Raw genomic sequence first — 15,845 nt, 5'->3', positions numbered from 1 at the left:
TCAGCGGCCGTACGACGGCTCACTCGCCCTCCTGCCTGCGCATACGTCGCAGCGCAGGCCTCGCCTTCGGCCGCTGGTCGCCCTGGTCGGCGAGCCAGCCCGCGAGTTCGGCCGGCGTGGGCGAGGTGAAGACCGTACGGATCGGCAGCTCCTCGCCCAGCACCGTACGCACTCGGCTGACCAGGCGCGTGGCCAGCAGCGAATGACCGCCGAGCGCGAAGAAGTCGTCGTCCACGCCCACCAGAGGCAAGCCCAGCACCCGTGCGAAGGCCTCGCAGAGAATCCGCTCCCGCTCCGTGGCCGGTTCCCGGCCGGCTCCCGCCGGCGCGGCGGCATCCGGTTCCGGCAGCGCCGCGCGGTCCAGCTTGCCGTTGACCGTCAGCGGCAGCGCGTCGAGGACCACGACGGCGGACGGCACCATGTACTGCGGCAGAGCCCGCGCGACGTGGTCCCGCACCGTCCGTCTCAGCGCGCTGTCATCGGCATCCGTCCGGTCGCCCGCGGGCACGACGTAGGCCACCAGTCGCGTCTCGCCCGCGGCGTCGACGCGTACGGTCACCGCGGCACGTGCCAGCGCGGGGTGTCCGGTCAGTACGGACGCGATCTCCTCCGGCTCCACCCGGAATCCGCGGATCTTCACCTGCGCGTCCGCCCGGCCGGCGAACACCAGCCGGCCGTCGGCCGTCCATCGCACCCGGTCACCGGTCCGGTACATCCGCTCACCGGCCCGCGCGTACGGGGACGCCACGAATCGCTCGGCCGTCAGATCGGGCCGTCCCACATAGCCCCGGGCCAGGCCGGCGCCCGCGACGTACAGTTCGCCCGCCACCCCGACCGGCACGGGGGCGAGCCGCTCGTCCAGGACGAACGCCCGCACGCCCCGGATCGGACCGCCGATGTCCGGGTCGTCGCCCTCCCCCAGTGCCTGGGACATCGTCGCGCACACCGTCGTCTCCGTCGGCCCGTACGCGTTGACCAGCCGCCGCCCCGGCGCCCAGCGCCCCACCAGCTCCCGGCCCAGCGCCTCACCCGCCGAGACCAGGGTCGTCACCGGCGCCAGGTCCTCGGGCGTCATCTCGGCCAGCACCGCCGGCGGCAGGGTCACGTGCGTCACCGCGTGCCGGGACAGGACCTGCGCCAGCCCGGGGCCGGGCAGCAGTTCCTCCGCTCCCGCCACGACGAGGCAGGCGCCGGACGACAGCGCCACCACCACGTCCGACACCGCCGCGTCGAAACTCATCGACGCGAACTGCAGCAAGCGGCTCGACCCGTTCACGGCGAACCGCTCCACCTGAGCGGCGGCCAGGTTCGCCAGCCCGGCATGCGACACGGCCACACCCTTGGGCCGCCCTGTCGACCCGGACGTATAGATCACGTAGGCCATCTGGTCGGGCACTCCGGCCACCCGGGGAGCGGTCACCGGAGCCGTCTCCAGAGCGACCGCCACCTCGGGCTCGTCCAGGTTCAGCACTCGCGGCCCCGGCGCGGAGAAGCGCAGCGTCTGGTCGCTCCGTCCGACGACGACATCGGCTCCGCTGTCCGAGAGCATGAACTCCAGCCGCTCCGCCGGGTACTCCGGGTCCAGGGGCAGATACGCCGCACCTGCCTTCCACACGGCCAGGATCGCGGCAACCGCCTCGACGCCCCGCGGCAGGCACAGCCCCACGACGGACTCCAGGCCGACCCCGTACTCTCGCAGGCGGTGCGCCAGGCGGTTGGCCCGCGCGTCGAGTTCCGCGTACGACACCTCGGTCGTACCGGCCACGACCGCCACCGCGTCCGGAGTCCTGGCCGCCTGCGCCTCGAACAGCTCCGACGCCGTCTCCGCGGCCACCGGCCCGTCCGTACCGTTCGAATCCGTCAGCACGCGCAGCAGTTCGTCCGCCGGCAGTGTCTCGATGGCCACGAACCGCGTCTCGGGTGCCTCTTCCAACGCGGTCACCAGATTGCCGACGGTGGTGTGCAGCATGGAGCACAGGGCGTCGGCGTCCACGGAGGCCACCGCGTCGACGGTGAGGGAGAACCCGGAGCCGAGATCGTCCACGGCCACGGCGACCGGGTAGTTGGTGCGTTCCCGAGTGAGCAGCAGGCTCACTCCGTCGAGCACGGTGCCGCTGCCCCGCTCCGGTGCGCGGCCGGCGGCCTGATGGTGCCGGTAGTTGAAGATCGAGGTGAAGAGCGGGCTGCCGCCGGGTACCGCGCCGGCCCGCTGCGCCAGCGCCAGCGGGGCGTGCTCGTGCACCAGCAGCTCCGCCAGCTGGTCACGCAGTCCGAGCAGTACGTCGCTCACCCCCGACGATCCCACGCGTACGCGCACGGGGAGGGTGTTGATGAAGGGGCCCTGGACGCGATCGGCTCCGGCCCCGGCGTTCATCCGCCCGAACAGCACCGTGCCGAAGACGACATCGTCCCGGCCGCTGACCGTGGCCAGCACCCTTGCCCAGGCCAGGTGGAACACGGTGGCCGGGCTGACACCGAGCGACCGCGCCGTCTCGCGTACCCGACCGGCCAGTTCCTCATCGACGGACCACCGCGCGCGGTCCGCGTCGGTGCCGTCGCCGTGGACATCGAGCAGCCCGTACGGGGCCGTGGTCTCCTCGACGTCCCCCAGCAGCTCGGCGAAGTACCGCTCGTGCTCCTCTCTCGGCACACCGAGCCGGGCCTGTGCCACGAAGTCCCGGAACGGGAGTGCCTCGGGGAGCGCGTCGCCCTGACCGGACAGGAAGGCGCCCAGCTCGCGCAACAGGGCTTCCTGACTCGTGTGGTCCCGAACGGTCTGGTGGATCCGGATCAGGCACACCCATCGGTCGCCGCCCGGCTCGGCGGCGATGTGCGCACGGATCAGCGGAGCGCTGCGCAGGTCCATCCAGCCTCCGGCGTGCGCCAGCAACTGCCGTACGATGTCGCCGCCTTCGGCATCGGCCACGAACTCCTCGACGGGCAGCTCCACTTCACGCAGCACCACCTGGACCGGCTCGCGCAAGTCCTTCCACAGGATCGCGGTGCGGTAGATGTCGTGCCGGTCCACCACCCGCTGGAGAGCGCCGAGGAATGCGTCCAGACGCTCCCGCGACTCCAGCTCGAGCACGATCGGCAACACATAGACGTCACTGCTCTCCCGATCAGCGACGAGGTGGTGGAAGAGGATGCCTTCCTGCAGCGGGGCGAGAGGGTAGATGTCGGCGATGTTGGCCGCGCCGCCCGGTATCCGCGCGACGATGTGCGCCAGCTCGGACTCGTCCAGATCGATCAGCGGCAGCATGTCCGCAGTGATGCGCTCAGCACCCTGCGGGATGCGGTTCTCCGGAACCACCACCGCGTCCGGCCCGGCGGCCGCCGCCAGGCCCGCCGGTGTCGGCGTCTGGAACAGGGCCCGCACGGACACGGACACACCCCGGCCGCGGAGCTGCTCGACCAGTGAGACGGCCAGCAGGGAGTGGCCGCCCAGCGTGAAGAAGTCGTCGTCCACGCCGACCGTGGGCAGGCCCAGGACCTGGGCGTAGGCCTGGCAGAGGATCTCTTCCTGCACCGTCGCGGGCGCACGCCCCGTACCGGCCGTCGCCGCCGCACCGTAGTCCGGGGCCGGCAACGCCTTGCGGTCCAGCTTCCCGTTGCCGGTCAGCGGAAGCGCGTCGAGGACCAGAACAGCTGCGGGAATCATGTGGTCCGGCAGTCGTGCCGCCGCGAATTGCCGCACTGTGTCGGACAGTTCGACACCATCGGTGTCCTCGGTGACGACGTAGGCGACCAGACGGACATCACCCGGGGCGTCCTCACGGGCGACCACCGCGGCCTGGAGGACCAGCGGGTGCGCGGCCACGACCGCCTGGACCTCGCCGGGCTCTACCCGGAACCCACGGATCTTCACCTGCTCATCCGCACGCCCCACGAACACCAGCCGCCCATCGGCCGACCAGCGAACCCGGTCCCCCGTGCGATACATCCGCTCACCGGCCGGACCGAACGGGCAGGCCACGAACCGCTCCGCCGTCAGCCCGGGACGGCCGACGTACCCGCGCGCTACCTGCGCACCGGCCACATACAGCTCGCCCACCACGCCCACCGGCACCGGCTTCAGACCCGCGTCCAACACATAGGCCTGCGTGTTGGCCACCGGGGAGCCCACCGGGACCACCCCGGACGCCGCCTGCTCCACCGTCAACTGGGTGGTCGTGACACCGACTGTGGCCTCGGTCGGTCCGTAGTGGTTGAACAGCGTGCGCTCTGCGCCGGCGGTTTCCAGGAGCTCGCTCACCAGATCGGCGGAGGCCGCCTCACCGCCCAGGACCAGAGACCGTACCGAGGCCACCGACGCCGCACCCAACGCCGCCACATGCGAGGGCACCGCCTTCAGGAAATCAATCCGCCGCTCGACCAGATAGGCCGCGACTGCGACCGGGTCGGTGACCAACTCCTCGTCGATGAAGTGCAGTTCACCCCCGCCGGTCAGGCTCGCGAAGACCGTCGTGTTCGCCAGGTCGGTGGCCTGGCCCTGAAGCACCGCATACCGGCCCGCACCACCGAAACCGACCCGCTCGGGCACCGAGGCAACGTAGTTCGCCAGGCCCCCGTGGGTGACCGCCACACCCTTCGCACGCCCCGTCGAACCCGACGTATAGACGACATACGCCACCTGATCCGGCAGGACCTCCATCCCAGGCGGAGTGGACGGGACCCCTGCCATCTGCATCGCCGTCAACGTGTCGTCGATGGCGACCATGCGATGCCGTCCCACGGGGAGGTCTTCGAGGATCTCCTCCGTGGTCAGCGTCAGGACCGCGCCACTGTCCCGCAGTACGAACGCCACCCGCTCTGCAGGCTGCCCCGTATCCACCGGGACATAGGCCGCCCCTGCCTTCCACACCCCCAGCATCCCAACGAGAGTCTCCACACCCCGCGGCAGACACAGGCCCACCACCGACTCCGTGCCCACGCCCTGAGCCCGCAGATAGTGCGCCAGCCGATTCGCTCGCACCTCCAACTCCGCGAACGACACCGACTCATCCCCCTGCACCACCGCCACTGCGCCCGGAGTACGACCCGCCTGAGCCTCGAACAACCCCAGCACCGAGGACCCCGCCATCGCCAGACCGGTGTCGTTCCACTCCACCAGCACACGATGGCGCTCAGCCTCGTCCACGACCTCCACCGATGACAGCCGCAGCTCGGGCTCGGCCAGCAACCGGTCCAGCACCCTGACCCAGCGTTCGGCAACCGCCTCGGCGGTCCCGGGATCGAACAGGTCGGTCGCGACCGTCACCGCACCGTGCACGCCCATCGGGCCACCGTCGGAGTCATACGACTCACCGACCATCACGTCCAGGTCGAACTTCGCCGCCGGACGTGCGGTCGGGAGGAGTTCGACGTCGATGCCGGGCAGCGACACGGTCGCTTCCCCGGTGTTGTGCATCGTGAGAACGACCTGGAAGAGGGGGTGCCGGGCCAGCGACCGGGTCGGCGCCAGCTCCTCCACCAACCGCTCGAACGGCACATCCTGATGCCCGAACGCGGCCAGACTCGTCTCCCTCACTCGCTGAAGCACCCGCGCGAACGTCGGATCACCCGACAGATCCGTCCGCAGGACCAGCGTGTTCACAAAACAGCCCACCAGGTCGTCCAGCGCCTCATCCGTACGACCCGCGACCGCCGAACCGATCGGGATGTCCGTACCCGCACCCAACCGCGACAACGTCACCGCCAACGCCGCCTGCAACACCATGAACACCGTCACACCCTCGGCACGCGCCACCTCGACCATCCGCGCATGCAACACCGCCGGCATCTCGAACACCGCCGTATGCCCCCGATGCGAGGCAGCCACCGGGCGAGGCCGGTCAAACGGAAGCCCCAACTCCTCCGGAGCCCCCGCCAACGCCGCACGCCAATAGGCCACCTGACGCGACATCAAACTTGACGCATCACCCTCGGATCCCAACAACTCCCGCTGCCACAACGCGTAATCCGCATACTGCACCGGCAACGCGCCCCACCCAGGCTCCCGCCCCGCACACCGCGCGCCATACGCCACCGACACATCCCGTGCCAACGGCCCCATCGACCACCCATCACCCGCGATGTGATGCAGCACCAGGGCGAGCACGTGCTCCTCGGGACCGATCTCGAACAGCCACGCCTTCAATGGAGCCTCAGCCGCGAGGTCGAAGGCGTACGAAGAGATCCGAGCAAGCGCGTCCGGCAGCTCAGAGGAGGCGAGCCGGACGGCCGGCAGCTCCCACTCGATCTCGTCCACTCCTAGGACATGCTGGTACGGCTCGCCGGCCATCATTCGGAAGACCGTACGCAGGGACTCATGGCGCGTGATCACGTCGCGCAACGCGTCGGCCAGCGCCTGCCGGTTCAGCTGGCCGGTGAGCCGCAGGGCCACTGGGCTGTTGTAGGTCTGGCTCGGGCCCTCCAACTGGCCGATGAACCACAGCCGTCGCTGTCCGTACGACAGGGGCACCTGGTCCGGCCGCTCCATCGGCACCAAGGCCGCGCGCGCCTCGTCCGCCTCCGCCAGCCGTGCGGCCAGCCCTGCCACCGTGGGCGCCTCGAAGAGTTCACGGACCCCCACTTCCACGCCGAGCAGGGTGCGCATGCGGCTCACCAGCCGGGTCGCCAGCAGGGAGTGGCCGCCCAGTGCGAAGAAGTCGTCGTCCACGCCGACCGTGGGCAGGCCGAGGACCTGGGCGTAGGCCTGGCAGAGGATCTCTTCCTGCACCGTCGCGGGCGCACGCCCCGTGCCCGTCGTCGCCGCCGCACCGTAGTCGGGGGCCGGCAGCGCCTTGCGGTCCAGCTTGCCGTTGCCGGTCAGCGGAAGTGCATCGAGGGTCAGAACAGCTGCGGGAACCATGTACTCCGGCAACCGCGTAGCAACAAACTCCCTTACGACATCGGACAGTTCGACACCGTCCGTGTCCTCGGTGACGACGTAGGCGACCAGACGGACATCCCCCGGGCGGTCCTCACGGGCGACCACCACGGCCTGGACGACCAGCGGGTGCGCGGCCACAACCGCCTGAACCTCGCCCGGCTCCACCCGGAACCCACGGATCTTCACCTGCTCATCCGCACGCCCCACGAACACCAGCCGCCCATCAGCCGACCAGCGAACCCGGTCCCCCGTGCGATACATCCGCTCACCAGCCGGACCGAACGGACAGGCAACGAACCGCTCCGCCGTGAGCCCCGGACGGCCGACGTACCCGCGCGCCACCTGCGCACCGGCCACATACAACTCCCCCACCACACCCACCGGCACCGGCTTCAGACCCGCATCCAGCACATACGTCTGCGTATTGGCCACCGGGGAACCCACCGGGACCACCCCGCAAACCGCCTGCTCCACCGTCAACTGAGTCGTCGCGACACCGACCGTCGTCTCTGTCGGCCCGTAATGGTTGAACACCACGCGCTCAGCCCCCGCGGTCTCCAGCAGCTCGCCCACCAGATCCGCGGAGGCCGCCTCACCACCCAGAACCAGCGACCGCACCGACGCCACCGACGCCGCACCCAACGCCGCCACATGCGAGGGCACCGCCTTCAAGCAATCGATCCCCCGCTCCACCAGATAAGCCGCGACCGCAACCGCATCGGTCACCAACTCCTCATCGATGAAGTGCAGTTCACCCCCGCCGGTCAGACTCGCGAAGACCGTCGTGTTCGCCAGGTCGGTGGCCTGGCCCTGAAGCACCGCATACCGGCCCGCACCACCGAAACCGACCCGCCCGGGCACCGAAGCGACGTAGTTCGCCAGGCCCCCGTGCGTGACCGCCACACCCTTCGCACTCCCCGTCGAACCCGACGTAAACACCACATACGCCACCTGCCCCGGCAGGACCTCCGCCCCAGGCGGAGTGGACGGAACCGATGCCAACTGCATCGCCGTCAACGTGTCATCGATGGCGACCAGGCGATGCCGTCCCACCGGGAGATCCTCCAGGATCTCCTCCGTCGTCAGCGTCAGGACCGCGCCACTGTCCCGCAGCACGAACGCCACCCGCTCCGCAGGCTGACCCACATCCACCGGAACGTACGCCGCCCCCGCCTTCCACACCCCCAGCATCCCCACGAGCGTCTCCACACCCCGCGGCAGACACAGCCCCACCACCGACTCCGCACCCACACCCTGCAACCGCAGATACTGCGCCAGCCGATTCGCCCGAACCTCCAACTCCCCGAACGACACCGACTCACCGTCCTGGACCACCGCCACTGCGCCCGGAGTACGACCCGCCTGAGCCTCGAACACCCCCAGCACCGACACCCCAGGCAGACTCACCGCCGTGTCGTTCCACTCCACCACCACACGATGGCGCTCAGCCGGCAGGAGAACATCGGCCGCACTCACCCGGACCGCCGAGTCCCCCGTCAACTCGGACAGGACACGGATGAACCGCTCCGCCAGCCGCCCGGCCGTGGCCGCGTCGAACAGGTCCGCGGCGACGGTCACGGCGCCGCGGACCCCGGCAGGATCGCCTTGTGCGTCGAACTCCTCCTCGACCATCACGTCCAGGTCGAACTTCGCGGAGGGCTTGCCCAGGAAGAGCGGCGTGGACCGGATTCCGGGCAAGGTCAGTGTCGTGCCCTCCGCCTCCCACCCGGACGAGGCGTTCAGCTTGGTGAGAACGACCTGGAAGAGGGGGTGCCGGGCCAGCGAGCGGGTCGGCGCCAGCTCCTCCACCAACCGCTCGAACGGCACATCCTGATGCCCGAACGCGGCCAGACTCGTCTCCCTCACCCGCTGAAGCACCCGCGCGAACGTCGGATCACCCGACAGATCCGTCCGCAGGACCAGCGTGTTCACAAAACAGCCCACCAACTCGTCCAGCGCCTCATCCGTACGACCCGCGACCGCCGAACCGATCGGGATGTCCGTACCCGCACCCAACCGCGACAACGTCACCGCCAACGCCGCCTGCAACACCATGAACACCGTCACACCCTCGGCACGCGCCACCTCGACCATCCGCGCATGCAACACCGCCGGCATCTCGAACACCGCCGTATGCCCCCGATGCGACGCAGCCACCGGACGAGGCCGATCGAACGGAAGCCCCAACTCCTCCGGAGCCCCCGCCAACGCCCCACGCCAATAAGCCACCTGACGCGACATCAAACTCGACGCATCACCCTCAGACCCCAACAGCTCCCGCTGCCACAACGCGTAATCCGCATACTGCACCGGCAACGCGCCCCACCCAGGCTCCCGCCCCGCACACCGCGCCCCATACGCCACCGACACATCCCGCGCCAACGGCCCCATCGACCACCCATCACCCGCGATGTGATGCACGACCAGCACCAGGACATGCTCGTCACGTCCCACCGCGAACAGCCATGCCCGCACGGGCGTCTCGGCCGACAGATCGAACGCGTAGCCGGCGGCTCGGGCCATCGCCGCCGCCAGGTCGCCCTGGGCGATCTCACCGGACGGAAGGCCGGGGGACGGCTCGATCGTCGGCAGGTCGATCACCGACTCGGTCCAGGACAGATCACTGAGGTCGAGCAAGCGGCCGTCCTCTTGCGGCTGCTCCCCCTGACGCACCTCGACCACGTCGAGGTCCCAGTCGAGTTCGTCGACGGGGACGACGTGCTGGTAGGGCTCTCCATCGGCCACGGGGAACACCGTCCGCAGCACCTCGTGCCGCCCGATGACGTCCGTCAGCGCCTGCGCGAGGGCCTGCCGGTCCAGATCCCCCGTGAGGCGTACGACGACCGGGCTGTTGTAGGTCTGGCTCGGGCCCTCCAACTGGCCGATGAACCACAGCCGACGTTGCCCGTACGACAGCGGCACCTGATCCGGGCGCCGCCTCTCCGCCAGCGCCGCACGTGCCGATTCCGCTCCGATCAGCCCGGCGGCCACACCGGCCGGTGTCGGCGCGTCGAAGAGCGTCCTGATCTCCATCTCCACGCCGAGTACCGTGCGGATCCTGCTCACCAGCCGTGTGGCCAGCAGCGAATGCCCGCCCAGTTCGAAGAAGTCGTCGTCGACTCCGACGCTCCGCAGACCCAGGACCTCGGCGAACGCACCGCACAGGATCTCCTCCCGGAGATCGGCCGGGCCCCGGCGTGATCGAGCGGCCACCGCGGCGTAGTCGGGGGCCGGCAGAGCCGCGCGGTCGAGCTTGCCGTTGCCGGTCAGCGGCAGCGTCTCCAGGACCACCACCGCCGACGGCACCATGTGCTCCGGGACCCGTTCACCGGCGTACGCGCGCAGCGAGGCTGCGAGAGCCGTGTGATCGGCGTCTTCGTCATCGGTGACGACATACGCGACCAGGCGCGCTTCGCCGGGGATGTCCTCCCGGGCGACCACCGCAGCTTGGGCTACCTGTGGATGGGCGCCCAGCACCGCCTGGACCTCGCCGGGTTCTACACGGAAACCGCGGATCTTGATCTGTTCGTCGACACGGCCGACGAACACCAACTGTCCGCCGGGGGTCCACCGGGCACGGTCCCCGGTGCGGTACATCCGCTCGCCGTTCGCGAACGGGCACGCCACGAAGCGTTCGGCGGTCAGCCCCGGCCGGCCTGTGTAGCCCCGCGCCAGCTGCGCCCCCGCGACATACAACTCCCCCGCCACGCCCGGCGCGACCGGTTCCAGCGTGGCGTCCAGCACGTACAGCCGGGTGTTCGCCGTCGGAGTACCCACCGGTATCACGCCGGAGGCCACCTGCTGCGGGGTCAGACGCGTGGTGGCGACCCCGATCGTCGTCTCCGTCGGCCCGTAGTGGTTGAACAGCGCCCGGTCGCCGGCCGTCGCCAGGAGCTCGCCCACCAGAGCGGGCGAGGCCGCCTCACCGCCGAGGACCAGGGCCCTGGCGGGCAGGGCACCGTCGGGACCGAGCGCGGCCACGTGCGACGGGACCGCCTTCAGGAAGTCGATCCGGTGCTCCGCCAGGTACACCGCGACGGCGATCGGGTCGGTGACCGTCTCCTCGTCCAGCACATGGAGTTCGCCTCCCGTGGTCAGGGACGCGAACACGACCGTGTTCCCCAGGTCCGTGGCCTGCGCCTGCAACACCGCGTACCGGCCGCCCGGCGCGCCGAACCCCACCCGGGCCGGCACCGAGGTCACATAGTTGGCCAGCGAACCGTGGGTGACCGCGACACCCTTGGGACGCCCCGTCGACCCCGATGTGTACATCACGTACGCCAACTGCTGGGTCCACAGGTCGATGTCCGGTGCCGTCAGAGGAGCGGACGTGAGCTGCGCCGCCACCATCGGGTCGTCCACCGCCACCAGACGCTGCCGCCCCGCCGGTAGTTCCTCCAGGATCTCTTCCGTGGTCAACGTCAGCACGGCACGGCTGTCGCTGAGCATGAACGCGATGCGTTCCGCCGGGTGGCCCGGATCGATCGGCAGGTAGGCCGCTCCCGCCTTCCACACCGCCAGCATCCCGGTGATGGTCTCCACGCCCCGCGGCAGGCACAGGCCCACCACCGAGTCCGTCCCCACCCCCTGTCGCCGCAGGTAGTGCGCCAGCCGGTTCGCCCGCCCGTCCAGTTCCCCGAACGACACCGACCCACTGGGCGACACCACGGCCACGGCATCCGCCGTCCGCGCCGCCTGTGCCTCGAACAGCCCGGGCACCAGCAGGCCCGCCGACTCGACCGCCGTGTCGTTCCACCCGGTCAGGGTCTGTGCGCGCTCGGCCGGGGACACCACCCCGACCTGACTCAGCCGCGTCGCGGGAGCCGCCACCAGTTCCTCGAGCGCCCGGACGAACCGGTCCGCGATCCGCCGGGCAGCCCCTTCGTCGAACAGGTCCACCGCCGCGGTCAGCGAACCCCGGACACCCGCCGGTGCGCCGTCGGCGCCGAACACCTCACCCGCCATCACATCCAGATCGAACTTCGCCGCGGGCCGCGCGGTCGAGATCATCTCCGCGCGGAGTCCGGGGAGTTCGATGAGTCCGTCGGCGATGTCGTTCATGGTGAGGACGACTTGGAAGAGGGGGTGGCGGGCGCGGGATCGCTGCGGAGCCAGCTCCTCCACCAGGCGCTCGAACGGCACGTCCTGATGCTCGAAGGCGCCCAGGCCGGCCTCCCGCACGCGACCCAGCACCTCGGTGAAGGTCGGATCGCCGGACAGGTCGGTGCGTATCACCAGGGTGTTGACGAAGCAGCCGACCAGGTCGTCGAGCGCCTCGTCCGTGCGCCCCGCCACCGCCGACCCGACGGGGATGTCCACACCGGCGCCCAGGCGGGACAGCAACACCGCCAACGCGCCCTGCAGCACCATGAACGGCGTCACGCCCTCAGCGCGTGCCAGGTCCAGCAGCCGCGCGTGCACCTCACCCGACACACCGAAGGAGGCCGTACGTCCGCGATGACTCGCCACCGCCGGGCGCGGCCGGTCCACCGGCAGGTACAGCTCCTCCGGCGCGCCCGCGAGCGCGTCCCGCCAGTACGCCACCTGCCGCGACAGCACGCTCCCCGGGTCGTCGTCCGACCCGAGCAGCTCCCGTTGCCAGAGGGCGTAGTCCGCGTACTGCACCGGCAGCGGGTCCCACCCCGGCGCCCGGTCCTCACATCGTGCCGTGTACGCGGTCGAGATGTCCCGCGCCAGCGGTCCCATGGACCAGCCGTCACCGGCGATGTGGTGCACCAGCACCACCAGCACGTGCTCGTCCAGGCGGCCGGTGCGGAACAGCCAGGCCTTCACCGGAACCTCGGCCGACAGCTCGAACACATGGCCCGCGGCGCCGACGACGGCGCCCGCCAGGTCCGAGAACGTCCCCTCGGCGGACGCGGCCGGTTCGGGCAGGTCGGTCATCTCCGAGAGCTGCTCGTACGCCCGGCCGGAGTCCCGGACGGTGATCTCCGTCAGCTCCCAGTCGAGTTCCTCCATGCCGAGGACCGCCTGGTACGGCTCGCCGTCCTCGGACGGCAGAATCGTGCGCAGCGCCTCGTGGCGGCCGAGCACGTCACGCATCGCGGCCTTCAGAGCCGTGGAGTCCAGCCGGCCGGACAGCTTCAGCACGATCGGGGTGTTGTAGGTGGCGCTGGGGCCCTCCAGCCGGCTCAGGAACCACAGTCGGCGCTGCGCGAACGACAGCGGCACCCGCTCGGGACGCTCCCGTCCCGCCAGCACCACACGTGCCTCGTCCGCACCCGCCAGTCGTCTGGTGAGGGCCGCGACCGTCGGCGTCTCGAACACGGCCCGCATCGGCAGTTCGACGTTCAGCGTGCTGCGGATACGGCTCACCAGCTGGGTCGCCAGCAGCGAATGCCCGCCCAGGTCGAAGAAGTCGTCGTCGGCGGCCACGCTCTCCAGGTTCAGGACCTCGGCGAACAGCGCGCACAGGGCCTCCTCACGGGCATCGGCCGGGCCTCGTCCCGCGTCCGTGCTCGAGAGCTGCTCCTCGTCGTCCGCGCGTCCCGGGAACTCCAGTTCACCGCTTCTGGTCCAGCGCACCCGCAGCCCGGCCCGGTACATCCGGGACCCGCCCCCCGCGAACGGATCAGCGACGAACCGCTGCGCCGTCGCCCCGGTCCGGCCCAGGAACCCGCGCGCCACTCCGGCACCGGCCAGGTACAGCTCGCCCGGTACGCCCGGCGCGACCGGGCGGAGGCCGGCGTCCAGCACGTACACCCGGTTGTTCGCCACCGGACGCCCGAGCGGGACCGGGCTGTCCTGCGCGTCGCCCGACCTCGTCCCGTGGACACAGCAGGCCACCACCGGTTCGGCGCCGTGGCCGTCGCTCGTCCACGGGGCCTGGGTGTCGGCGCCGCCCCGCACTGACGGCGGCAGCAGCGCGCCGAGCACGGTCCGGTCGACCGGTGGCGACGCCTGCGGTGGTATACCGGCCCCGTACTCCGTCGCGTACGCGTGCGCCGCCCACGCGACATAGTTGGCCAGTCCGCCGTGTGTGATGCCCACGCACATCGGCTGCCCTGTGGCGTCCGAGGCGCGGATCACCTGTGCGAGGGTCTGACGCGGGGCGCGCACGGCCGGCGGACCGGTGTCCGGCCCGGCCAGCAGCTCCGCCACCGACGGATCGTCCAGGGCGACCGCTCGTACCCGGCCCGACGGCAGAGCCGGGAGCAGTTTCTCCACGTCACCGAGGCCGGCGACGACGAGTTCTGTCCCGGTGTCGGTGAGCAGCCGGGAGATCTGTTCGGCCGGCAGCGCGGGGTCGACCGGCAGACCGGCGCCGCCGGCCTTCCACACCGCCAGCGTCACCAGGGTCATGTCCGCGCCGGGTGACGGGCACAGCCCGACCACGGAGTCCGGGCCCACTCCTTGCTCCGCCAAGTACCGCGCCAGCCGGTTGGCCCGCCCCTCCAGCTCGGCGAACGACATTCCGACGCCGTCGGTGCCGCCGACGACCGCGTCCGGCGTCCGCGCCGCCTGCGCCTCCCACAGCTCCGTCAGTGACAGCTCCCCCACCGCCTCGGCGGTCGTGTCGTTCCACTCGACGAGTACGCGCGCCCGCTCCTGCTCCGACAGGACGTCGATCCGGCCGACGAGGTCGGTGTGCCCGGCACCGGCGAGGCTCTGCAGGATCCCCCGGAACCGGGGGCAGATCTCCTCCTCCGGCTCCAGTTCACGTGCGCCGCGGCGCACGTCGACATCCATCTGGAGTCCGGTGCCGTCCAGCCGGTCGTAGACGTCGAAGCTCAGCGTGTCGATCGGTCCGTTGGCGAGGTTGCGGGTGGTCGCCGTGCAGTCGCCGAAGCCGAGTCGGTAGTCGAACGCCATGACGTTGACGATCAGGTCGCACAGTGGAGCCGCACCGAGGAGTCTCAGGTCGCGGAGCATGTCCTCGTAGCGATACCGCTGGTGCCGGGTCGCCGAACGCACCGCTGTCGTGATCTCCCGCAGGAGCTCCCCCACCGTGGTCGTCTCGCCGATGGAGACACGTATCGGCAGGATGTTCGACGTCATTCCGGGAACCGCGAGCGCCCGGGGCCCGGCACGCCCCAGCACGGGGACGCCGACGATGATGTCCCGCGCGCCCGTCGTCCGGTGGTGGTAGAGGGCGGCGCCGGCGATCGTGAGGCCGGCGAGGGTGGTCCTCAGCCGCCGCGCGCCCCGCTTGAGGCCGCCGGTCTCTTCGGGATCGATCTCGCCCCGGTGCCGGACCGGCACCGGGGGCAGCTGCCGAGGCCTGTGCCCGTCGGACCGTGTCGCGTGCGGGATGTCCGACAACGCGCCCGTCCAGTACGCCCGGTCCTCCGGCAGGGTGGGGGAGGACCGGTAGGCGCGGTCCTCGTCCAGGAGCGCCGCGATCGACTCCAGGACCTGGTCATGCCGCGGGTCACGGCCTTCCCAGAGGGCCGTGTAGACGTGTGCCAGCCGGCTGGCGAACAGCCGGCCGCTGTGTCCGTCCATGACGAGATGGTGAGCGCAGTGCAGCCAGTAGTGGCGATCCGGGCCGACCTTGATCACGGCATAGTTCGTCATGGGCGCGTCGAGGAGATCCATCGGCCGGCGCACCCGGCCCAGCATCCACGTCTCGGCGGCCGCGTGAGGGTCGGGTTCGGCGGTGAGGTCCAGGACCTCGACGCGATGATCGTCCGCGTCACCGAGGTACTGCCGCGGAACGCCGTCCACCAGCCGGAAGCGCAGCCGCGCGGTCTCGGCCTCGTCCATGGTGCGGCGCAGGGCTTGAGTGAACAGGTCCAGGTCGAGGTGGCCGCGTATCTCCACGTACTCGGCGACGTTGTAGACCGGGTTCTCGGGGTCGAGTTGCTGTGCGTACCAGACAGCGAGCTGACCGGCCATGAGTTCCCGGTATTCACCTGCAGTTGCAGCCATCCCTGCACACCCCAACCGATCCGAATCATCGACTGGAGCAGCGGAGAGCAGCCGCCGTCGAGGCATGCTGAATTACTGT

Annotated in this window: 1 protein-coding gene; it reads right to left on the bottom strand. The window is 70.7% G+C overall.

All coding sequences use genetic code 11. The annotated features are described in order from the left end of the window. Window positions 1-19: 19 nt before the first annotated feature. Window positions 20-15,766 carry a non-ribosomal peptide synthetase gene (locus tag ACZ6I3_RS26320; RefSeq protein ID WP_469417872.1) on the bottom strand — a complete coding sequence of 5,249 codons (15,747 nt, stop codon included), beginning with the start codon at window positions 15,764-15,766 and terminating at the stop codon, window positions 20-22. Window positions 15,767-15,845 lie beyond the last annotated feature (79 nt).

The sequence above is a fragment of the Streptomyces sp. NPDC041940 genome, assembly GCF_055589465.1.
The sequence above is the reverse complement of the archived record's forward strand: the minus strand, read 5'-3'. Positions and strand labels throughout refer to the sequence as shown.